Here is a 23,566-nt window from a genome sequence, read left to right on the forward strand (position 1 = left end):
ACTCAGTGCCATGCGAAGTCGGCTATGTACTCACTCTCAACCGCTACTTGCTGAACTTATCATTCAAGAACGTGCCGAAGGTTTCCCAAGAACGCGTGTCTGCGATCTCACGGTAGCGTGGCGATTCAAACACGGTGAACGCATGAGGTGCACCGGAGTAAACTTCAATCAGGTAAGGCACTTTGGCCCCTTCAAGTTGCTCTGACAGCATGGCGACATCAGCCATAGGAATGCTGGAATCTGCGCCGCCATGGGCAATAAAGATCGGTGGGGTATTTTCTGGGTAAGACTGGGCGTTTGGCGTTTTCAAACCACCATGAAACGTTGCATAGCCCAACACACCTTCCCCTTCTCCAGAGCGGGCAAGTTCCAGTGTGGCTGCACCGCCAAAGCAGTAACCGGCAACAACCACGTCATCGATCCCCATCGCTCTGGCTTTGTCTAAACCTGCGAGGATCAAGCTACGCATTTTTTCTCGGTCTTTATACAGTTTACCCACTTCCGCTTTTTTGGCGTTGGTGTCTGTTGGGCGATTGCCTTTACCGTACAAATCGACTGCAAACGTGTTGTATCCCATTGTCGAAAGCATGCTCACACGCTTTTGTTCATACCCTGTCAGGCCATCCCAATCATGAATCAAGATCACTGACCCTTTCGGCGTGCCTTGTGCTTTCGCGTAGTAGCCTTCTAAGTCCATACCATCTGCACTGTAATCCACGACTTGCCCGGCAAATGCATTGAATGACAACCCTAGAAGCGCTAATCCTAATCGTTTCATGTTCTTTCCCTCGTTTGCTTGTCGATGTTCATCGTGTTCAATTCCGCTCGTGTAAGCCTAAAAGTGTAGCTGCTCAATAGTAAAAATGGCTTCATCACTCCAGCGCTTTACCTCGCTTTACAAACACGACGACGTGCGATGAAAGCTTCCAAATAGAGAGAGTTTTGGTATGTTGTGATCCAATCTTCGAGGCTCAACATACCCTCCCGACTGAAATATACGCATGAGTACACAAAAGGATCTGATATGAGCGACGAGCGCTATAAAGCACGACAACAAAAAGTAAAAGAACAAGTAGATGAACGCGTCGCTGCCGCCCAAATCGAAAAAGGGTTGTTGCTCGTCATTACAGGCAATGGAAAAGGCAAATCCACCGCAGGGTTCGGCGTTGTCACTCGTGCGACGGGCCATGGCCAAAAGTGTGGCGTTGCTCAATTCATTAAAGGTACATGGGCATGTGGTGAACGTAATCTGCTCGAAAAGTGCGGTGTTGAATTTCATGTGATGGCGACGGGTTTCACGTGGGACACGCAAGACAAAACGGGGGATACACAAGCCGCACAAGAGGTATGGCAAGAATGTAAACGCATGCTGGCAGACCCAAGCTATGACGTTGTATTGCTGGACGAAATGACCTACATGGTCACCTATGGCTACATTGAGCTGGAAGAGGTTGTCACTGCGCTTGAGAATCGCCCGAGTGAGCAGTCTGTGGTCATCACAGGACGTGCAGCACACCGCTCGCTGACGGATATGGCCGATACCGTATCGGAAGTGCGCAATGTAAAACATGCCTTTGAATCAGGTGTGAAGGTGCGTAAAGGCGTCGACTGGTAATCATTACTCGCAAATAGAGCCGATTCGAAAACGCCCCGCTTTTTTGCGGGGCGTTTTTTATCTCTCCGTCTTTGCCGATTTAGGGTTCGTCACGGAAACAATCATTTTCATTACATAACATGGCATCAATGTGCTGAGAACCAAGCAATCTCAACCAAAGCGCGGGAATGGTGCGAGGAAGAACAGGACCAGGGTCAAGCTGGGTTGGCTCGGTAAGTGCCCAAACACCATTTTCTGATTGCGTCGCCATGACGAAACTAAACGGGTGGTATGTCGCCATGCCTAAACGTAAGTCAGTCACAATTAAGTCCTCGTCTTTCTGCTCGAAACTGACAAAACCATTCGTAAACCGTTCTAAATCGATCAGCAATGGCGGCGGTGCTGGAAACGGCCATTCCCCTCTTACCATTGGCAGCCAATCGATCGCTGGGTCTTCATCCATCAAGGAAGCGAGCCCTTCCCAGTATGTGTTACCGTCTAAGATAACAATGCGCCATAGTACGGTGTTAAGTGGCGACGGTGCCATAAACACAGGCTGGCCTTCTAAATGTGTTCCTGCCACGTTCTCTTCTACTCGATCTTGCATCATGCCAAGGGCGACCAAAGACCAAACCAGATACAAGCTCGACATCGTTAAACCCGCCGCGCAAAGTTTTGCGGCACGGCTTTTCCAGATAAACGCAGCAAGAACAGGCACTAAAAGCGGTATGGTGTAAGCCGGATCAATAATGAACATACTGGAAATGGCGACAGGTGGCACCGCAAAAGGCCAGAAAAGCTGGGTACCATAGCTAGTAAACGAATCCAACAATGGGTGCGTGATCAGCGACAGTCCAATCAATGCCATTAACTGCCAAAGTGGCCAGTCTTTCGCGACAACACGTTTCCAAAGCACGGCAAGCACTGCTGCAAATGGCAGCAATACAAACAAAGAGTGACTAAAACCGCGATGCTTGACCATGTTTGAAATCGGGTCACCGTAGTCCAACAGAACATCGAGGTCAGGCAAGGTGCCGAGTGCCGCTCCAGCAAGCAATACTTTTGGTGTACAGCGTCTGCCTGCGACAGCACCTGCTACCGCTGCACCTAAAGCAGCTTGAGAAATTGAATCCATTAACGCGTTCCTTATTGCATCTCTATTGTATCTTTGCCGTGTCAGCCTATAGAAAGACACTCGCTGACAAAAGACTCGATTCTATCGAACAACATCAATTGTGAAAGTAATTCCCCGTTTTATTACAGAATTTTTCTGAAAGCGCCACAAAATTCCTAGGCATACCTCTCAGTATTAGTCCCTATTTTCTGTAGGTTTATAGATAGACATGATGACGAAGAGGAGGGATCGTAAAGATGCCAGGAAAAGTTTCAGATTACATGACGCAAAAACTCATTACTGTTGCCCCACAAATGGGTGTCAGAGAGGCCTACTTCACCATGCGTGATGAGGAAATTCGCCACTTACCGGTGATGGATGGCGATGAACTCGTCGGCATTATCAGCGACCGCCAACTCCGCAGACCCAATTGGGCTGACGAATCCCCTGACATCGAACACCCTTATTTACTGTCCGACGATCTCACCGTGGGTGATGTGATGGAACGAAACGTCGTTACTTGCCGAACCTATGAAACCCTTTCCAAAGCAAACAAGGCCCTTTTAAACGCCAATGTTGGCGCAATGCCTGTGCTTGATAAAACAGATACCCTCGTGGGCATTTTGTCTGCTGTGGATTTATTAGGCGCGCTACAAGATTTGTTAAACAAAGAAAAGAATCAGAAGAAACAACGCGCCTAGTCAGGCGGAGACAAGTGTGCGATGAAAACACACGATGAAAAAAAGCCGCATTTAGCGGCTTTTTTTTAGTTTGGTGCAAGCTGATGTTCGCAGTTAGTTAAACAAGCCTTTGAGCAATTTGTCTGCCACTTGTTTTACGTTGTCGTCATCGGCTTTATCACCAAGCAGTTTCTTCAAACCACGCTCCGCTTCTTTACGTGCTTTCTCTTCCAATACTTTATTGTTTGAAAGCAGCGCTTTGACATCCAACTCGTACGTCGGTGCTTGCCATGTTCCGCCCAATGCGACAGGAATCGACACGTCGTTCAGCTCGTCAATGTCTTTACCGCCCTGTCCTTTACTGGTGCCCACAACCGATGTGACGATATCAAAGTCGATCGTTTCAGCAATCAGGTTTGTTGAACCTTCCCCACGAACGCGAATCGCAGGCGCTTCGAGCTTCAGGTTTCGCGTTGATGCATTGCCACCGCCCAAGTTAAAAGTCGCCGTAAGCGCGCTAAAGTCCGTTTTCTTGGTCTCTTCAACATACTCTGCACGCTTACCTTTGAGCGTGGCTTTGGCTTCGCGGATCATTTCTGGAATGTTAATGCCATCCACAGAGCCGTCTGCAAAGTTAATCGCGATAGTACCCGTGATGCCAGCGCGCAAGCGCTTCTCAGACAGACCAACACCGCTTAGGTTAGCGTCAATGTTACCTTTACCAGAAAGCATGTCTTCGTTCGCCGCCGCTTTAAGCAAAGGCTGAACATTGACGTTCTTAATCACTTTCTTCACTTGGTAACGGGCAGGTGATGTCGTCGCGTTCAATGAACCTGTCGCAGCAATGGTGCCGTCATACAGCTTAGCGTCAAACTGTTTAAGCGTTGCTTTGCCTCGGTTTACCGCAAACGCCGTTGTCACGTCAGTCACTTCAACGTTATTCGCGATGAACTCTTCAATGAGGATCTTACCTGCAATGTCTAACCCTTTCAGGGCCGACAGATCAGGTTCAACATCGCTCAATGGGGCTTTCTTCGCAGGTGCGGACGGTTTAGGTGCTTCGCCTTTTGATGCATTGTCATCAGAGGCAGGGGCTGACCCTTCTTTTCCGCCAAGGAACGCATCAACGTTAATCTTCTTGCTGTGAAGGTCAAAACGCACCGCAGGAATATCCGCCAATACAACAGATGCATTGCCATCAACAACAAGCTCATCCACGTTTGCAACAAGATTCGCTAACGACACTTTCTGCACTGCGCCGTTATAGTCAACATCGCCTTTAAAACCGACGTTCATTTTCGGACGAGGAAGTGCTGATCCCACCAATGCGGTTGCCACATCAATGCCTTTTACCGCAATTTGCTGCATGGTTTCATCAACCAACAACTCTGCAGTACCCGACGTATCAAACGCCAAGTCATTCGCTTTGCCTTTAACCGAAAAGCCAATGTTCGCAGGAATCGCAATACCCGCTTGGTCAGCGGTAACACTGACACTTTCAAGCGTCAGTTGCGGATCGTTCAAAGTGGCAGACACTGACAGTTTACGAAGCTGAGATTTGATGGCGTCTTTTGCCAGCATCGCTTCCGTTGTGCCACGGGCAGTAAATGCCATCGCGTTTTGCTTACCTTGCACATTGAATTCAATCGGCACCCAAAGGCCCGTTTCCAATTTACCTACATTCAGGTTCAATGTGCTAATTTCGCTCACTGTGCCAGCTTTGTCATCACGAACCGTTGCGCTTGCATCCACGAGATCCAACCCGCCAATCGCGATAGTCCATGCTGTTGCTGGATCAGCAGGCGTTGTGCCTTCTTGCGGTGTTTCTGATGCTGGTGCTGTTGTTTCTGCGGTATCTGCTGGCGCGGCAGCTTCTTCGCCACCCGTTAGACCATCAAGGTTTGTGGTGCCGTTTGGCAGTGTTTGGATAAAGACGTGCGCGCCATAAAGGCTAACAAGACCGATATCCAGAGTGTCTGACAGCAATGGCATCACGGAAACAGACATTTCCGCCTTATCCAAACTCACCAGATTCGGTTCCGCAAAACCTTCAGGGTTTTTAAATTGAAGCTTTTCAACAGACAAGCCAAGACTTGGCCAGAATCGCCAACTGATATCACCGTCGATGATCAATTCACGACCCGTCGTTTTCTTCACTTCTTCTGTGATCAGGGGCTTAAAGTCGTTCGGGTTGATGACGGTGACAAGCACACCGATGGCAACCACAACGAGCAGTACCAAGCCAAGAAGTATGTAGAGGATTTTTTTCATAATAATGTGTCGTCCCTTTTTTAGAGCTTGCCTCTTCACCTTCGATGAGTGCCATGTTCTCAATGACATGAACTTCTCAAAGGCATAGCGCATATGAGGCGGTATAACGAGATGTGTGGAAGCCTAGCGAAATCTCTCTGCAATTGCTGTAGTAGACAATGCAGATTCAGCATAATTCCAACCTTCCTGCTGAACGTTGACGGAAAATCACTTTCGTCCGCTAGCGCCATCCATGGTCAATATTGTGTCGTTACCGTTGTATCTTTGTCGTTATCGTTGTGTGGCTACACACCGTCATCTTCGATGCGTGATGCCACTGCACCTTGTTGGTTTTTGTATTTGGCATTTTCGCGCTTGTTATAAGGGCGATCAGCAGGCCCGCTCATTGTTTCAAAGCTAAGCGCACCAATAGGCATACCCGGCCTTAACGCAAGGGGTAAACGCCCGCTGTTGAAAAACTCCAATACGATACGGCCTTTCCAGCCAGGGTCGATACGGTGCGCGGTGACATGCACCATCAGCCCCAATCTCGCCAAAGATGAACGGCCATCGAGCCAACCTACGATATCATCTGGCAGTGTCACGATTTCCTGCGTAACAGCTAGCGCCAATTGCCCAGGGTGAAGATAAAACGCTTCACCATCTGCAATGTGGATTTCTTCACTCATGATTTTATCGACTTGAGACGAGACTTCGTCTTTTGGCCCTGACAAATCAATATACGGTGCACCGTGATCACTGAAGACTCTAAATTTGTTCCCCAAGGTCACATCTGCTGTCACCCCGGAAATATCTTCATCGCTTGGACGCGGGTCGATCACTATCTTGCCTTCATCCAAATAATCGATGATGTGTTTATCGCTCAATCTCATCGCGCATTCCCTTTCGCAGGCTATTCAATGGTGTGACGTGTTCTCTGTCTTTGTCATTCTTCGCCCAAACACCCTTCTTCGAGGTTTCAAACCCTCATATTGAAGCCGTTGGACTTACACACGCACTCGCCCGAGTGAAACCTCAGGTGCTGGGTATTTTATCGAAGGACAGATAGAAAAAAAGCCGGACTCAGCCGGCTTTTTATTAATCTTTCAGTAGTTTGGCGATATGCGCCTTGAGAACATCAATCGCGATGCGGTTTTTACCGCCGCGAGGAACAATGATGTCTGCATACTGTTTGGATGGTTCAATGAACTGCATGAACATTGGGCGAACCGTGTTTTGGTACTGTTGAAGCACAGATTCCATGGTACGGCCACGTTCTGCTACATCGCGTTTAACACGACGAAGCAAACAGATATCTAGTGGAGTATCCATAAAGATACTCGCGTGCATCAAGTCACGTAGACGCGGATCGGTAAGCAACAAAATACCTTCAAGGATGATCACCTTCTTCGGTGTCAGCTTGGTGGTTTCCGTCATGCGAGTATGCTCTGAGTAGCTGTACTGAGGTACATCTACAGCTTTACCTTCAGTCAGCGCTTGAAGATGTTGGCAAAGTAAATCGTGGTCTAGCGCCTGTGGGTGGTCATAGTTCGTTTTGACACGCTCATCCATGCTGAGGTGACCTTGGTCGCGATAGTAGCGGTCTTCCGTGATAACACCGATCTGGTGGTCGCCAACTTTCTCTTTTAGTTCCTGATAAATCGTACTGGCGATCAGACTTTTACCGGATGCAGATGCGCCTGCGATACCGATAATGACACATTGGTTGTTGTCACTCATAAATGAATACCCGGAAATTTGGCGAGAAATAAACCGCCTGATTATAGGGAGTTGAGCTCTCAGGTGCCAACTAAAATTAGGAAAAGCGCCCATTTGAAACGTAAAGCGGACAAAGCTTCATCAATGTGACGTTACTTTATCCGCTTTTTCTCTGCACTTCAGGCTTGTGACGTAGATCACTCTACTGTTGTAATGGAAATTTGAGCAGGTGCAGCCTCACCATTCCAGTACAACTTACTCGCCACACCCAAGGCCATCTGACGATAAATCGCCGAATGTTCGCTATCTGGTTGACTCGCCACTGTCGGCGCGCCGGCATCAATGTCTTCACGAATACGAATATGAAGCGGCACTTGCCCAAGCAAAGACAATCCATATTGCGCGGCCATTTTTTGTGCGCCACCCTCACCAAAAATGGCTTCGTGGTGCCCACACTGACTACAAATATGGTAGCTCATGTTTTCCACCACACCGAGTACAGGAACCGCGACTTTCTCAAACATCGCGACACCCTTTATGGCATCTGCCAACGCAAGATCTTGCGGGGTTGTCACGACGATCGCCGCTGTCACGGGAAATTGCTGCGCCAAGCTCAGCTGAATGTCACCCGTGCCCGGCGGCATGTCCACCACCAAATAGTCCAAATCAGGCCATCGCGTTTCATTCACCAACTGTGCGAACGCTTTCGATGCCATTGGCCCGCGCCATACCATCGCGTTTTCATCCGGCACGAGATAACCAATGGAATTGCTGAACAGCCCATGGGCTTCAATCGGTTCCATGGTTTTGCCATCGAGTGAATGCGGCTGTTTGCCTTTGGTTCCTAACATAAGCGGTAACGAGGGCCCGTAGATATCGGCATCAAGCACGCCCACTTTCGCGCCTTGTGCTCGCAATGCCAGCGCAAGGTTTACCGACGTGGTCGATTTGCCCACGCCCCCTTTTGCAGAACTGACGACAATCAGATTCTTCACGCCTTTCAATAACGCTTTGTCGCCCGCTTTTAACGGCACAACGCTTTGCGTTACTTTGAAACGAGGGAGCGAAATGTCCCGTTCAATCTGCGCTTCTATCCACGCATCAAGCTCAGACGCCAGTTCACTGGCCGCAAACGGAAACGTCACGGTAAACGCCTTATCGTCAGATTGCGCCACCATGCCATGTTGGCTCGCCCAGTCACCAATAAGTGCCGGATGTTCAAATTGATTCAAGAAGGCTATCGCGGCAGATAAATCCGCATCCTTATTTTTACTACGACCAAATATCATGGTGAGCACCGTCTCCTCGTTCGAATACCATTGCGGTTTTCCTTAGCCTAATGAAAATCACACCAATTCACACGGTTTTTACACGCTTTGAATAACCAAGTAACGAGAATCCGTGAAAGTGAGTGATTCACACCACACGCTAGGCAATCCAGCGTCTATCAGGTAAGATTTGCGGCATTCTTCCGATTCATTCTGTCAAAAGCGAACGATCTAGATTATGGCTGCAAACCAACGAAAAATTCTGGTTACCTGTGCCCTGCCTTACGCAAATGGTTCTATTCATTTGGGTCATATGCTCGAGCATATTCAGGCAGACGTGTGGGTGCGTTATCAGCGCCTGCGTGGCAACACGGTTAACTTCATCTGTGCAGACGATGCGCACGGTACGCCGATCATGCTGAAAGCTCAGCAGTTGGGTATTGAACCGGAAGCCATGATTGCGGAAATGCAAAAAGAGCATGAAACAGATTTCGCAGGCTTCGATATCAGTTTTGACAACTACCACAGCACCCACAGTGATGAGAACCGTGAACTTGCGTCGCACATCTACACGCAACTGAAAAACAATGGTTTCATCAACAGCCGCAGCATTTCTCAACTGTTTGACCCAGAAAAAGAAATGTTCTTGCCAGACCGTTTCGTGAAAGGCACTTGCCCGAGCTGTAAGTCTGAAGACCAATACGGCGACAACTGTGATAACTGTGGCGCAACCTACAGCCCTACCGAACTGATCAACCCTAAATCAGCGGTAAGCGGTGCGACGCCAGTCATGAAAGACTCCGTACACTTCTTCTTTGACTTGCCACAATTCGCGGGCATGTTGAAAGACTGGACCACCTCTGGTGCGCTTCAAGAAGAAACCGCAAACAAAATGGCAGAGTGGTTCGAAACAGGTCTGCAACAGTGGGATATTTCTCGCGATGCCCCTTACTTCGGTTTCGAAATCCCAGGTGAGCCAGGCAAATACTTCTACGTATGGCTAGATGCACCGATTGGCTACATGGGTTCATTCAAGAACTTTTGTGACAAAAACAGCCACGTTGATTTTGACGAATACTGGAAAAAAGATTCAACGACCGAGCTTTACCACTTCATCGGTAAAGACATCGTGTATTTCCACAGCCTGTTCTGGCCTGCAATGCTTGAAGGGTCTGGTTTCCGCAAACCTACCAATGTGTTCGTTCATGGTTACGTGACCGTTAACGGTGCGAAAATGTCGAAATCAAAAGGCACTTTCGTTAAAGCAAGCACTTACCTGAAGCACTTAGACCCGGAATGCCTGCGTTATTACTACGCGGCGAAACTCAACAACCGCATCGACGATCTGGATTTGAATCTTGAAGATTTCGTTCAGCGTGTAAACTCTGACATCGTGAACAAGGTGGTTAACCTTGCATCACGTAACGCAGGTTTCATTGCGAAGCGTTTCGAAGGCAAACTGTCTGCTGAATGTGCAGAGCCTGCACTGTATGCAGAATTTGCTAACGCAGCAGATCGCATTGGTGACATGTTCGAGAAGCGCGAGTTTAGCCGTGCGATTCGTGAAATCATGGCGCTGGCAGACAAAGCCAACCAATACGTTGACGAAAAAGCCCCATGGGTTGTTGCGAAAGAAGAAGGCAAAGATGCTGAACTTCAAGCGATCTGCTCAATGGGTATCAACCTGTTCCGCGTATTAATGGCTTACCTAAAACCAGTAATGCCAGAACTTGCAAAACGCACAGAAGCGTTCTTGAATGAAACCCTAACGTGGGAAGGCATCGCGCAGCCGCTGACCGATCACACAGTTAGCCCGTTCAAAGCCTTGTTCAGCCGTATTGATCCTAAACACGTTGAAGCAATGGTTGAATCATCGAAAGAAGATGCAGCCGCTGAAAAAGCGCTGGCGGATAAAGCGAACGCAAACACGAGTCCATTGGCTGCAGAACCCATTGCTGCAGAAATCGAATTCGACGACTTCGCAAAAGTTGATCTTCGTATCGCGAAAATCATTTCATGTGAAGAAGTGCCAAAAGCTGACAAGCTACTTAAGTTCCAGTTGGACATCGGCGGCGAAACGCGCCAAGTGTTCTCTGGCATTAAGTCTGCGTACAAAGCAGAAGACCTTGTCGGTAAGTACACCGTAGTAGTTGCCAACCTGAAGCCTCGCAAAATGAAGTTTGGCATGTCTGAAGGCATGATCCTAGCGGCTGGCCCTGGTGGTAAAGACCTATGGTTGCTTGAGCCACACGAAGGTGCACAAGCGGGTATGCGCGTCATGTAATTTGGCACTCGCCAACGCATAGCCTTATCGCGCTAACACCATTGAAAAGAGAGCTCCGGCTCTCTTTTTTATTGCTTGTTTTTCTCTCGCCTATTCCTCGTCTTTTCTGCTTAACAGCCTCCTAACTTGCACCACGTTAGGTCATGCTTGCATCAACACGTATCACTGGTTGCATATGAATATTGTAAGCCATTGAAATATCGCCCATAAAAATTGGCACAACCCCTGCAATTGTCAGACAGGTTCTCTATCGAGGAAAATGCTATGACAATGCTAACGTCCATCACGCCAAACTGGTTTCGTCAGTTCGCTAAAAGTTTTACGCGTTCACGTGATTTAAAGCAGGAACACTATCGCACTCAAATCTCGTCACTGCGGGCGTTGCTGTGGATGCTGCATGAACACAACGCGCGTTTTGTGCTCACCCCTCAGTCACCAAAAGCATCAGAGGCACGTTCAGACATTTATAAACATTGTCTGAAAATACAGCGCGAATGTGCAGCCCCTCAACGGCCTCTCTTTCGCGTACTCAACAGCCGCATGGAAAATGCGCTCTCTGCCCTGCCTAACCAATCGAAAGCCGCATGGTATGCGATTCACGCCCGTGCATCAGATCATCTTGTTTATATTATTGATGAAGTAACCCGTGCGTATTTCAGCGAAAACATGGCAGACACGTCGTACGAAGAGTATCAAGCGTTCTGGCAAATTTGGATTGATACCAAAGAAGCGCAGCTCCGCTTTGAACAAGCCACCATGCGTTTTTCAGAAGGTAAAACGGCAGCATGGCAATCGGTGAACCTTCAAAGCCGCATACTGCAAAAACGCATGCACCAACTTTCTTTGATGACATCTTCCGAAGCATCGATGGCATTCGAGCGTATTGATAATCGCTTTGATTCGATCATTAACGCAGAAGATGGGCAAATTCCCGCGGAGTCTCTGACAAAGATCAGCACAGATTTGAGCGTAGTATTGCTTCACCTCTTCGACCAAGAGCTATCAATACGCACCGCCGAAACCAACGAATACAAAGTCTCCACGGTTGCCTTGGCTTCTCAATAGGATGGCCTGAGCCGCAACATGTATCAAGAGAATGCATCACGTTAAACACCCAATAGAAAAAGAAAAACCGCCAGTGATGGCGGTTTTTTTGTCTCAAACAATGTATTCCAAACACAAAGGCGTTAGCCAGTTCGACGGAACTGCTTAACCAAGCGTTTTTGCTCTTGAAGGGCTTGATAGAGTGTTTCCGCTTCATCTACTGATTCACGGGCAATGTTGATCGTTTCTTGAGATACCTCAGAAACAGACTGGATATTGCCATTCATTTCATTGGACACCGCGGCTTGCTCTTGAACAGCTGTCGCGATTTGGTGATTTCTATCATTGATGTCAGTCACCAACTCTTGAGAACGTCTCAACACCTCGCCTGCTTGCTCAGCGCTTGATACACAATCAACAGACAATGCCGTGCCACGTTCCATGGATTCAACCGCTTGCTTAGTGCCGTTCTGAATCTGCGAGATAACGTCTTGGATTTCAGAGGTTGATTCTTGAGTTCGTTGAGCCAGAGCCCGAACTTCATCAGCAACCACCGCAAAACCACGCCCTTGTTCACCGGCTCGTGCAGCCTCAATCGCGGCGTTCAACGCCAGCAAGTTAGTTTGCTCAGCAATACCTTGGATGACATCAGACACAGCACCAATGCGCTTACCGTGTTCTTCTAGTTCAGAAATAACACTCGATGCCGTATCCAATTGTTTAGCAAGGTGTTGAATGGCATCAACCGTTTTACCGACGGTTTCCATCCCTGCAAGGGTCGCTTCTTGGGCTTCCATCGCCGCATCAGAGGCACTCTGTGTGTTCCCTGACATATCATTGGCAGTTGCAGACATTTCATTAATCGCTGCTGCAATTTGATCGGTTTCTGCATTTTGTCGGTCTAGGTTCGACGATGTACGTTGACCGTTCTCTTTCGCAAGGTTTGCAGCTGCAAGCACCTGATCACTGCCATCCATGATACGACCAACAACAGCATTCAATTCAGCTTCACGCATTTTCAGCGCCAACTCGATTTCAGACACATCATCAATTGCGCCGTTGTAGACGAATTCCATTAACGGGTTGTCATAAGCACTTCTTGCTCTCGACGTCACTCGCTCAAGACGACGCGTCAGCATGTATATCGCAACAATTGAAACGACAAGCTGTACGGCGACAGAGGCGATAAAACCACCGAAGAACCCTGCACCGCCAGCAAGTACAGCAGAAAGACCAAACCACATTGACGCACGCTGCCACAGTCGACTTCTTGGCATTTTCAAAGCTGATGGTGTCTTGCCGGCTAAAAGCTGCGGATACAATTTTTCTGCGCGGTCTACCGCTTTCCTATCAGGAACCATACGCACTGATTGATACTCAACAATCTGTCCGTTCGATTTAATCGGTGATGCAAACGCATTTACCCAGTAGTGATCACCATTTTGGGAACGGTTTTTTACCATGCCCATCCACGACTTGCCGGACTTTATAAAGTCCCACATATTCTGGAATGCTGCTGGTGGCATAGACGGGTGACGGACCATGTTATGTGGCTGACCAATCAATTCGTCGCGCGTGTAACCTGCTACTTCGCAGAATTCATCACTCACGTATTTGATGATCCCGCGTGTATCCGTCGTGGATAGTAAGTTGTAATCGACCGGAAATCGGATTTCCTTGTCCGTTACAGGATTATTGACTCGCATACGGCACTACCCTTTGTTTAATGAGACATCTTTCTAGTAATTAATACTAGACGAAATATTCCATCTGTAAGGGCAAGGTTCTGATTAATTAATCACTTACGTGTTAAAAATAAGATTTTCCTTTTTATTCAATAGAATAACTGTTGATAACTTTGCCAGTAGTGCATTACTGCAACGATACAGCTTGCTAAGAGGACGGCGGCAAAGCATCAGATTCTCAGCAATCTCTGAGGTTTAGCGTGTGATGTGGATTTGACGTTTTACAGATAAAAAGACATAAAAAACCGGCCAATGAGGGCCGGTTTTCAATATCGTGTCTTATATGCTTAGCCGATGTGAGCAAGGCCACCCATGTACGGACGAAGTACTTCAGGCACCTCAATGCGGCCATCTTCAAGCTGGTAGTTTTCTAGGATTGCTACCATAGTACGGCCAACAGCCAAACCAGAGCCATTCAACGTATGAAGAAGCTCAGGCTTCTTCTCTGACTTACGACGGAAGCGAGCTTGCATACGACGCGCTTGGAAGTCGGTCATGTTTGAACATGAAGAAATCTCGCGATACGTTGCCTGCGCTGGAACCCATACTTCTAGGTCGTACGTTTTCGCTGCGCCGAAGCCCATGTCACCGGTACACAGGATCACTTTACGGTATGGAAGATTCAGCAGTTGCAGAACTTTTTCAGCATGGCCCGTCAATTCTTCCAGTGCTGCCATTGAATCTTCTGGCTTCACGATTTGAACCAATTCCACTTTATCGAACTGGTGCATACGGATAAGACCGCGTGTATCACGACCGTAAGAACCCGCTTCTGAGCGGAAACATGGTGTATGAGCAGTCATGCGAATTGGCAAATCAGCTTCATCGACAATGGTATCGCGAACCATATTGGTCAACGGTACTTCAGCCGTTGGGATCAACGACATGCCAACGCCTTCTTCTGTCGCTGGTTGCGTGTGGAACAAATCTTCACCGAACTTCGGCAATTGACCTGTACCAAACAAGCTGTCAGCGTTCACCAAGTAAGGCACATACATTTCAGTGTAGCCGTGCTCAGTGGTGTGAAGATCTAGCATGAACTGTGCAATTGCACGGTGCAGACGCGCCATTTGGCCTTTCATCACGATGAAACGTGAACCAGACAATTTAACGGCGCTTGCGAAATCTAGGCCGCCAGAAAGCTCGCCAAGATCAACGTGGTCTTTCACGTCGAAATCGTAAGATTTAGGTTCACCCCAAACAGAGATTTCAACGTTTTCAGATTCGTCTTTACCAACCGGCACTGCATCATCAGCGACGTTTGGCACAGATTGAACAATGGCGTTCAATTCGTTTTGAAGATCAGCCAATTCTGCTTTTGCTTTGTTCAGCTCGTCGCCAAGGTTTTCAACTTCTGCCAGCAGTGGCTGGATGTCTTCGCCTTTCGCTTTCGCTTGACCGATGGACTTGGAACGAGAGTTACGCTCTGCTTGCAGCTCTTCTGTGCGAACTTGTAGCGATTTGCGTTTTTCTTCAAGGTCGCGAAGTGTATCGACGTCAAGCTTAAAGCCACGACGCGCCAGTTTTTCAGCTGTTGCGTCCAGCTCGGTACGAAGTAGTTTAGAATCCAGCATGTTAATCCTGTGAATCGTTATCTAACAGTGCCTGAAAAAGACTTAACGCTGCCACGCACTAATATGACAGCGCCAATATGAAAGGATCTGTACCCGCTAAATCGAGAGATATTTGTATCGCAGACAGTGGGTATTTATGGGTTTAAACAATACCCAAAATACCCCTTTTTTCCTAGCGTTTTTGAGGGCTATTTGCGTCCAATTGTTCAAGAAATGCCAACTTCTCAGCGATTTTAATTTCCAGTCCACGATTTACGGGTTCGTAATACCGCGTTCCTTTCATTTCAGCTGGGAAATAGCTTTCTCCTGCCGCATAAGCGTTTGGTTCGTCATGGGCATAGCGATACCCATCGCCGTACCCCATTTCTTTCATCAATGTGGTCGGGGCGTTACGAAGATGGTTCGGCACTTCAAAATCAGGGTGCATCTGCGCATCACGTAAGGCTTGTTTCCATGCGGTATAAACAGCGTTGCTTTTGGGAGCACACGCGAGGTAAACCGTTGCCTGTGCGATAGCGCGTTCGCCTTCAGAAGGGCCAACACGTGTAAAGCAATCCCACGCATTGATCGCGATTTCCATTGCACGAGGATCGGCATTACCAATGTCTTCGGAGGCAATGGCTAATAATCGTCTTGCCACATAAAGTGGATCACCACCTGCGGTGATAATGCGTGCATACCAATAAAGGGCAGCATCTGGGTCTGAACCACGCACTGATTTATGGAAGGCAGAAATCAAGTCGTACCAAAGATCGCCCTTGTTATCGAAGCGCGCGATTTTTTCACCCGCGACTTCCGCCAACAATTCAAGTGAAATGTTCTTCTGGCCTTTGCTATCTGGTTCTGCCATGTCTGACAGCAGCTCAAGATAGTTCAACGTCATGCGTGCATCACCAGACGTGAAGTTCGCCAGTTGTTCTTTGACATCCTCTAGGAAATGGAGCTTCTCCGCGCCAAGACCTCGAGTGTCATCCGTCAGCGCTTGCTCGATAACGTCAAGGATGTCGTCTTTGTCTAGCGATTTCAGCTTGTAAACACGCGCTCGAGACAACAGTGCGTTGTTTAATTCGAAGGAAGGGTTTTCTGTCGTCGCACCGATAAACGTGATGGTGCCATCTTCGATATGCGGCAAGAACGCGTCTTGCTGGCTTTTGTTGAAGCGATGCACCTCATCCACAAACAGGATGGTGCGGCGTCCTACCAGCTGGTTCTCTCGTGCTTTTTCAATGGCAAGACGAATGTCTTTCACCCCTGAGGTAACCGCAGACACGCGTTCAATTTCCGCGTTCGAATAACCTGCAGCGACTTCCGCTAACGTGGTTTTCCCTGTTCCCGGTGGGCCCCATAAAATCATGGAATGCAGTTGGCCACTCTCTAACGCGCGTCGAAGCGGTTTGCCTTCACTCAACAGGTGTTTTTGTCCGATGTATTCGGCCAAGTTTGTTGGCCGCATACGCGCGGCCAATGGACGAAAGTCATCGGCGAAATCGAGACTTAAATTGCTCAAGAGGAAATACTCGTTTTACTGTCGTTGGTCGTCCAGCTCTACGCCTTCAGGAACAGTAAAGCTGAAAAGTGATGCGCTTGGCGACGCATTTTTGACATTGTCGAGGGCAAAACGGCTCATTTGGCCATCTTGTTCAACCACTGCAAATTCAGAAATGCGGCCATCAGGACGAACAGTCACAACGAACTCACCCAAGTTAGACGCTTGCTTTGGCGACAACACAAACTTGTCACCGTCTTGGCTCACATTGTAGTTCTGCCAATCCGCAGGGTCATTACGCGTGAGCAAGACAAATGGGGTCTGAGACGTTGCATCGTCTAACCACATCGCGGTGACTTGCTCAATAAACGGGCTGTAATACCACAAGGTTTTACCGTCTGAGATCAGTAGGTTCTCATCAGGCGTTACCGTTTCCCAGTTAAACAGGTTCGGACGCTTCATGGCTAAGGTGCCTTCACCTTCGCTGATCACGTCACCTTCTGGGCTGGTAACGGTTTGATTAAACGCAGCAGTGAAACTGTTTAGCTTATCAAGACGCGTATTCAACTCTTGCTGAGGAGACGCAAACACGGCAGGTGCAATCAGCAGTAGAGACAACAACATCTTCTTCATTCGTATCATTCCAATCAATCTCTCGAAGGGGGTGGCGGTGCCAACACTTCGCGATTTGAGTTATGTCCGGGTGGACTCACTATGCCCTGCACTTCGAGTTGTTCAACAATTCGTGCAGCGCGGTTATAACCAATTTTAAATCGGCGCTGTACGCCGGAGACTGACGCTCTGCGCGATTCAGTCACAAACTCGACGACCTGATCAAACAGTTGATCCAGCTCATCACCATCTGCACCTTCGGCAGCTTCGCCCGGTAACAGACCTTCAGAGCCTTGGTCGCCATTCGTAATGTCGGTGATGTACTGCGGCTTACCACGCGCTTTCCAGTTACTGACTACGCGGTGAACTTCGTCATCGTTTACAAACGCACCATGCACACGTGCAGGATGGTTAGAGCCATTCGGCATGAACAACATATCACCCATACCCAGCAGCGACTCTGCGCCACCTTGGTCAAGAATGGTGCGGGAGTCGGTTTTGGTGGAAACCGTAAACGCCATTCGAGTTGGAATATTGGCTTTAATCAAACCAGTAATTACATCAACCGATGGGCGTTGTGTTGCCAGTACAAGGTGAATACCTGCCGCACGCGCTTTTTGCGCCAAGCGAGCAATCAATTCTTCTACCTTCTTACCTACGACCATCATTAAGTCAGCAAATTCATCGACAATGACAACAATGTAGGGAAGTTTTTCTAAAACAGGGGCTGTTTCATCCATGCTGTCGCCCGGTTTCCAGAGCGGATCAGGAATAGGATGGTTCGCGTCATTGGCTTCTTTAACCTTATCGTTAAAGCCGCCGATGTTACGTACACCAAGGGCTGACATCAGTTTATAACGACGTTCCATTTCGGCCACACACCAACGTAGCGCGTTACCGGCATCTTTCATGTCGGTCACCACTTCGGTGAGAAGGTGTGGAATACCTTCATAAACCGAAAGTTCCAACATTTTCGGGTCAATCATGATGAAGCGAACATCTTCTGGGCCCGCTTTGTACAGCATGCTGACAATCATGACGTTTACGCCCACGGATTTACCAGAACCTGTCGTACCCGCCACCAGCATGTGCGGGGCTTTCGCTAGGTCTGTCACAACCGCTTCACCGGCGATGTCTTTGCCCAGCACCACAGAAAGCGGCGACTTAGAGGTTTGGAAGCGTTCACTCGCGACGACTTCTGACATAAAGACGGTTTCACGGCTCGTGTTTGGAAGCTCAAGACCGATGTAAGGCTTACCAGGGATAACGTCTACAACGCGCACCGCACTGGTAGACAGCGAACGTGCGATGTCTTTTGACAAGCCCATGATGCGGCTTACTTTCACACCCGGCGCAAGCTCAAGCTCGAAGCGTGTAATAACGGGACCAGGGAAGATACCTTTTACAGTGACCTTGATTTTGTAATCTTCAAGGCGCGTTTCAATCAGCCTCGCTTGGTATTGCAACTCTTCGTCAGAAGCACGTGTCGCTGTTTTACGCGCCGGATCGAGCAAATCCAACGTAGGTAAAGGCTCTGCCGGTTTTGGCAGGTTTGGCTCGTCTTTGATCAAAAATGGGTGCGTTGCGCCTGCGGCATTTTTTTGTGCTTCGCGAATGGTTTCAAGGAAAGGATCTTCCTCATCAGGGATCACGGATTGTGCTTGGGCACGGTCAAGCTCGGATAAGCCATCGGTATTACCAATCGCAATCTCGCGCGCTTCAGCTTCACTTTGTGACTCTTCAACGACTTCCCATTCTGCTTGCGCGTCGACCGACTCGCCGTTTGCACTCTCTTTTGTCGCACGAACACCATCGTCGTCTTGCTCAAGTGCATCGTTCAACGCTGCGTTCTGAGAAACGCTTTGCGGCACGGCATCAACACTTGGTGCTAAATTCGGTGTGAAGCCTTCGTTTTCATCAATATCGAACGGCGGTTCATCGCGATCATTCATTTCAAATGATGCGGCGCTATCACCCAACACACTGTCGTCTGAGACTGGTCTTTGTTCAACCACCGACGAAGACGGTGATAGCAAGATATCATCCTCAAGCTGGGCATCGTCAAAGCTGATGGTCGGTTCTTTTCGCTCAGCGGATTCACCCGCCAATGCTGCACCAGAGACAGTGGCGGCAATGGCTGCTGTTACAGGTATCGGGCTCACGGGGCTAAGTGACGTTGTCGGAGTAGCATGGATAATAGGCGCAGGCGCGCCCTCTTGCGATTCAACGCGTTGCACCTTGTTCAGTGCCGTCAGATCGGCGAGTTCACGGCCATCCGTTTTGGTTTGTTGCACGAACAATGGATCGTCTTTATCGGCATCCGACAATTCAACGTTTTCTGAGGTATCAACCGTTGAGCCAAGCATCTGCGGTTTATCGCCACGCGCTCGGTTAACAACCCAAGTCGCCGCAAATAACGTCTTTTCGCCCAAGGTATCCACAATGGTCAACCATGAAATGCCCGTGAATAGCGTAAAACCTGCTGCCCATAAGAACAGAAACACGAGCGTTGTTCCCAGAATATTAAACAGAGGAAGCGCTATGCCTGACAGCACATCCCCCACTACCCCACCGGATGAGAAATACCAGAAATCATCGAAATTCAGATCGGCAAGGCCACAACTGGTCAAGAACAACAGCACCACACCGAGGATGCGTGTGGCGAGGATGGTGTAGTTTAAAGGTTCAGACTCTCCACGACGGCGGAAAAACACCCAACCACCCAGCACCAGCAATAGTGGAAGTGGGTACGCTAATGTGCCTAGAGAGAAAAAGAAGGTATCTGCTACCCAAGCACCAAATGTGCCTGCGGCGTTTTGAACAGGGCCATCCCACGCGGTTTGAGACCATGATGGATCTGCTGAATCATAACTAAGGAGAGAAACTAGGATAAACACGGCTGACAGCAAAGCGAGAATGAGCGCGGTTTCTTTCAAGCGCTGCCTACCGTTTAATCGACGCGGGGTCTCTGTCTGTTTGTGCTCCTGACGCAAGGAAAACTCCATTATCACCTATCTATTTAATCTTATTCCGATCTGCGTATGTTGGCTTCGTTATTCTACGTTTTTGCCATCCCATACCATCGGTGAAGGGTTACGATTGTTTATGTTGGTGAATTGTTGAGTTACAAAGCATAAATCACTCAACACATCAGCCTTTTGCAAAAGTGTACACCAAACAAAAAAACAAACCGAGCAGCAAGCTACTCGGTTTGTCGAATATAACACTCTTCTAAGCCCAATGTGTCCGAGCGGTGTGAGGTTGCTAACGCGTTTTAATGACCAAATGATTGGTCTGCTTAACCTCTTCCATCACCACGTAGGTGCGGGTGTCATTCACACCTGGAAGACGAAGCAATGTTTCGCCTAACAACTTACGGTATGCGGACATATCAGAAACGCGGGTTTTCAAAAGGTAATCGAAGTCACCGGATACAAGGTGACACTCCTGAATGTCTTCTAACTGCTGAACAGCTTTGTTGAATTGCTCGAAAACATCCGGCGCACCACGGTTAAGCGTGATTTCAACGAAAACGAGCAGAGAAGCGTCAAGGAACTGAGGGTTAAGTAACGCGGTATACCCGCTGATGTAACCTTGTCTCTCTAGACGTCTAACACGCTCTAGACACGGTGTTGGCGACAGGCCTACACGCTTCGACAACTCGACGTTAGATACACGCCCATCCTTTTGTAGCTCATTAAGAATATTTCTATCTATACGGTCCAATTCCTTGGAGGGTTTCTTTTTGGCGTCAACCATTTTTTATTCCACCTTCTTACGTCCTTGCAATGTTAAATGCCATTTTTCCTAACATAACTTTAATATTTAGCATCAAATCTGGCTTTTTGCGAACTATACTAGCTCTAAATACAACAATAACACAAAACACTAGCTAATAACTCTACAAAGAATCGAGGAATCAGGATGATCATTGGTGTACCTAAAGAAATCAAAAACCACGAGTACCGTGTAGGCATGGTCCCTGCTAGCGTTCGAGAACTCACTTCCCGTGGCCACTCTGTTAACGTCCAGTCACAGGCAGGCATGGGAATCGGCTTCAGCGACGATGACTATGTTCAAGCAGGCGCAACAATATTGCCCACTGCTGAAGACGTCTTCGCGATCGCCGAAATGATTGTAAAAGTTAAAGAGCCGCAGGCTGTTGAACGTGCCATGCTTCGCGAAGGGCAAATTTTGTTTACTTATTTGCACCTTGCACCAGATTTTCCACAGACACAAGACCTTATCAAGAGCAAAGCTGTCTGTATAGCCTATGAAACCGTAACAGATTCTAAGGGTAGATTGCCACTCCTTGCCCCTATGTCCGAAGTTGCTGGTCGAATGTCGATCCAAGCAGGTGCGCAGGCGCTTGAAAAATCCCGTGGCGGTGCAGGAATGTTGCTAGGCGGCGTTCCTGGCGTTGAACCCGCGAAAATCGTCGTGTTGGGTGGTGGTGTTGTTGGTTCAAATGCAGCAAGAATGGCCGTTGGCATGCGCGCTGACGTAACCATCTTAGATCGCAACATTGATACACTACGCGCCCTCGATGAAGAGTTCCAAGGACGCGCTAAAGTGCTCTACTCAACGGAAGAAATTCTCGAAAAGCACGTTCTCGCCGCAGATTTGGTCATCGGAGCAGTACTCATCCCTGGTGCAGCAGCACCAAAATTGGTAAACGCTGGTCATATCAAGCGTATGAAACCGGGCGCGGCCGTGGTGGATGTCGCCATTGACCAAGGCGGTTGTTTCGAAACGTCTCACGCCACCACCCATGCCGATCCAACCTACATCGTTGATGATGTTGTTCACTACTGTGTCGCAAACATGCCTGGCGCTGTAGCACGAACGTCTACTTTTGCCCTCAATAACGCGACACTTCCTTATATCGTTAAACTGGCAAACCAAGGCTACCGCGAGGCATTATTAACTGACGATAACCTGCTAAATGGCTTGAACGTCATCGATGGGAAAGTGACCATTAAAGAGGTCGCAGAATCTTTCGACTTAGAATTTGTTGATCCGCGAGCGGCGCTTGCGTAATCGATAAGTAATAAGTGATAACATTTTTAGATTAAGGGCACCGCACGGTGCCCTTTCTTTAGCTTCTTATTTTCCCTACAATCAGCTTCAATATAAATACAAAATCCACCCGGAGAAATAATGAGCAACGTAAAGCATGCAAGCCTTCTTATCTTAGGTTCTGGTCCTGCTGGTTACACCGCCGCAGTTTATGCTGCGCGCGCAAACCTTAACCCGGTAATGGTAACGGGTATTCAACAGGGCGGTCAGCTAACGACCACGACTGAGGTTGAGAATTGGCCGGGTGATGCAGAAGGACTAACAGGCCCTGCATTGATGGAACGCATGAAAGAACATGCAGAGAAGTTCGACACAGAAATCCTGTTCGACCACATCAACGAAACCGACCTGACGCAACGTCCTTTTCGCTTGAAAGGTGACAACGGCGAATACACATGTGATGCATTGATCATTGCAACTGGCGCGTCTGCACAATACTTAGGTATGGAATCAGAAGAAAACTTCAAAGGTCGCGGCGTATCAGCGTGTGCGACATGTGATGGTTTCTTCTACCGCAACCAAAAAGTGGCGGTTATCGGTGGTGGTAACACCGCAGTAGAAGAAGCATTGTACCTTGCAAACATTGCCTCTGAAGTTCACCTTATCCACCGTCGTGACACATTCCGCGCTGAGAAAATTTTGATCAGCCGTCTGATGGACAAAGTAGAGAACGGCAACATCGTTCTGCACACAGATCGTGTGCTTGATGAAGTGCTGGGTGACGACATGGGCGTGACAGGCGTTCGCATTAAAGACACGCAATCTGATGAAACAGAAGAAGTCGACGTAATGGGTCTGTTCGTGGCGATTGGTCACAAACCTAACACTGGCATTTTTGAAGGCCAACTCGACATGCACAATGGCTACATTAAAGTGCAGTCGGGCCTTGAAGGTAACGCGACACAAACCAGCATTGAAGGTGTTTTCGCGGCGGGTGACGTCATGGATCACATCTACCGTCAGGCTATCACGTCTGCGGGCACAGGTTGTATGGCAGCACTTGATGCTGAACGCTTCCTGGATGCAAAAGAAAAAACCAAGTAAAACACGACTTCTAGGCCTGCTCACTTGCAGGCCTTTGCTTTGCCATACCCGCCTTCCCATACCTATACCAATG

At 48.5% G+C, this 23,566-nt stretch carries 18 protein-coding genes; 6 read left to right on the plus strand and 12 right to left on the minus strand.

Annotated elements, in window-relative coordinates:
- Window positions 1-43: 43 nt before the first annotated feature.
- Window positions 44-778: a dienelactone hydrolase family protein gene (locus BCT27_RS09515; RefSeq protein WP_102317741.1), complete on the minus strand. Its 735-nt coding sequence runs from the start codon at window positions 776-778 to the stop codon at window positions 44-46.
- Window positions 779-1,024: 246 nt separating this feature from the next.
- Here BCT27_RS09515 and cobO point away from each other — a divergent pair, with 246 nt between their 5' ends.
- Window positions 1,025-1,615 (plus strand): cob(I)yrinic acid a,c-diamide adenosyltransferase, encoded by a 591-nt coding sequence (gene cobO, locus BCT27_RS09520; RefSeq protein ID WP_102317742.1) that lies wholly within the window; start codon window positions 1,025-1,027, stop codon window positions 1,613-1,615.
- A 79-nt stretch (window positions 1,616-1,694) separates the two neighbouring features.
- On the opposite strand, the gene BCT27_RS09525 is transcribed toward cobO, so the two are convergent.
- A complete protein-coding gene (locus BCT27_RS09525) occupies window positions 1,695-2,729 on the minus strand; it encodes a metal-dependent hydrolase (RefSeq protein WP_102395644.1) in 1,035 nt (344 codons plus the stop codon).
- Between the two features lie 236 nt (window positions 2,730-2,965).
- Between BCT27_RS09525 and BCT27_RS09530 the strand changes: the two genes are divergently transcribed.
- The gene (locus tag BCT27_RS09530) at window positions 2,966-3,409 is read left to right on the plus strand and encodes a CBS domain-containing protein (RefSeq protein ID WP_102395645.1); all 444 of its coding nucleotides are present in this window, start codon (window positions 2,966-2,968) and stop codon (window positions 3,407-3,409) included.
- A gap of 93 nt (window positions 3,410-3,502) precedes the next feature.
- Here BCT27_RS09530 and BCT27_RS09535 read toward each other — a convergent pair whose 3' ends face one another.
- The 4 genes from BCT27_RS09535 to apbC all read right to left on the minus strand — a co-directional run bounded on the left by BCT27_RS09535 (window position 3,503) and on the right by apbC (window position 8,646).
- On the minus strand, window positions 3,503-5,659 hold the full coding sequence (locus BCT27_RS09535) for an AsmA family protein (protein ID WP_102395646.1): 2,157 nt from the start codon (window positions 5,657-5,659) through the stop codon (window positions 3,503-3,505).
- A 284-nt stretch (window positions 5,660-5,943) separates the two neighbouring features.
- Window positions 5,944-6,531 carry a dCTP deaminase gene (dcd, locus tag BCT27_RS09540; protein WP_017011610.1) on the minus strand — a complete coding sequence of 196 codons (588 nt, stop codon included), beginning with the start codon at window positions 6,529-6,531 and terminating at the stop codon, window positions 5,944-5,946.
- Window positions 6,532-6,736: 205 nt separating this feature from the next.
- Window positions 6,737-7,378: a uridine kinase gene (gene udk, locus BCT27_RS09545; RefSeq protein WP_102317746.1), complete on the minus strand. Its 642-nt coding sequence runs from the start codon at window positions 7,376-7,378 to the stop codon at window positions 6,737-6,739.
- Window positions 7,379-7,554: 176 nt separating this feature from the next.
- Window positions 7,555-8,646: an iron-sulfur cluster carrier protein ApbC gene (gene apbC / locus BCT27_RS09550; protein WP_102317774.1), complete on the minus strand. Its 1,092-nt coding sequence runs from the start codon at window positions 8,644-8,646 to the stop codon at window positions 7,555-7,557.
- Window positions 8,647-8,863: 217 nt separating this feature from the next.
- Here apbC and metG point away from each other — a divergent pair, with 217 nt between their 5' ends.
- Together metG and BCT27_RS09560 are read left to right on the plus strand one after the other, a co-directional pair.
- Window positions 8,864-10,909 (plus strand): methionine--tRNA ligase, encoded by a 2,046-nt coding sequence (gene metG, locus BCT27_RS09555; RefSeq protein ID WP_102395647.1) that lies wholly within the window; start codon window positions 8,864-8,866, stop codon window positions 10,907-10,909.
- Window positions 10,910-11,173: 264 nt separating this feature from the next.
- On the plus strand, window positions 11,174-11,974 hold the full coding sequence (locus BCT27_RS09560; RefSeq protein WP_102395648.1) for a hypothetical protein: 801 nt from the start codon (window positions 11,174-11,176) through the stop codon (window positions 11,972-11,974).
- Between the two features lie 122 nt (window positions 11,975-12,096).
- Here BCT27_RS09560 and BCT27_RS09565 read toward each other — a convergent pair whose 3' ends face one another.
- The 6 genes from BCT27_RS09565 to lrp all read right to left on the minus strand — a co-directional run bounded on the left by BCT27_RS09565 (window position 12,097) and on the right by lrp (window position 21,129).
- Entirely contained in the window at window positions 12,097-13,659 is a 1,563-nt protein-coding gene (locus BCT27_RS09565; RefSeq protein ID WP_102317749.1) for a methyl-accepting chemotaxis protein, read from the minus strand.
- Window positions 13,660-13,985: 326 nt separating this feature from the next.
- Window positions 13,986-15,272: a serine--tRNA ligase gene (gene serS / locus BCT27_RS09570; protein ID WP_017012108.1), complete on the minus strand. Its 1,287-nt coding sequence runs from the start codon at window positions 15,270-15,272 to the stop codon at window positions 13,986-13,988.
- Between the two features lie 172 nt (window positions 15,273-15,444).
- Window positions 15,445-16,779 carry a replication-associated recombination protein A gene (locus BCT27_RS09575; protein ID WP_102395649.1) on the minus strand — a complete coding sequence of 445 codons (1,335 nt, stop codon included), beginning with the start codon at window positions 16,777-16,779 and terminating at the stop codon, window positions 15,445-15,447.
- Between the two features lie 15 nt (window positions 16,780-16,794).
- Complete coding sequence (gene lolA, locus BCT27_RS09580) at window positions 16,795-17,391, minus strand: outer membrane lipoprotein periplasmic chaperone LolA (protein WP_102391152.1); 597 nt, start codon at window positions 17,389-17,391, stop codon at window positions 16,795-16,797.
- A 14-nt stretch (window positions 17,392-17,405) separates the two neighbouring features.
- Window positions 17,406-20,375, minus strand: coding sequence for a DNA translocase FtsK (locus BCT27_RS09585; RefSeq protein WP_102395650.1), 2,970 nt, complete (start codon window positions 20,373-20,375; stop codon window positions 17,406-17,408).
- Window positions 20,376-20,634: 259 nt separating this feature from the next.
- Entirely contained in the window at window positions 20,635-21,129 is a 495-nt protein-coding gene (gene lrp, locus BCT27_RS09590; protein ID WP_016961524.1) for a leucine-responsive transcriptional regulator Lrp, read from the minus strand.
- Window positions 21,130-21,294: 165 nt separating this feature from the next.
- Here lrp and ald point away from each other — a divergent pair, with 165 nt between their 5' ends.
- Together ald and trxB are read left to right on the plus strand one after the other, a co-directional pair.
- A complete protein-coding gene (gene ald, locus BCT27_RS09595; protein WP_017015938.1) occupies window positions 21,295-22,410 on the plus strand; it encodes an alanine dehydrogenase in 1,116 nt (371 codons plus the stop codon).
- A 120-nt stretch (window positions 22,411-22,530) separates the two neighbouring features.
- The gene (gene trxB, locus BCT27_RS09600) at window positions 22,531-23,493 is read left to right on the plus strand and encodes a thioredoxin-disulfide reductase (RefSeq protein ID WP_102395651.1); all 963 of its coding nucleotides are present in this window, start codon (window positions 22,531-22,533) and stop codon (window positions 23,491-23,493) included.
- Window positions 23,494-23,566: the final 73 nt, after the last annotated feature.

It is taken from the genome of Enterovibrio norvegicus (assembly GCF_002876705.1).
GTDB classification, from domain to species: Bacteria; Pseudomonadota; Gammaproteobacteria; order Enterobacterales; family Vibrionaceae; genus Enterovibrio; species Enterovibrio norvegicus_B.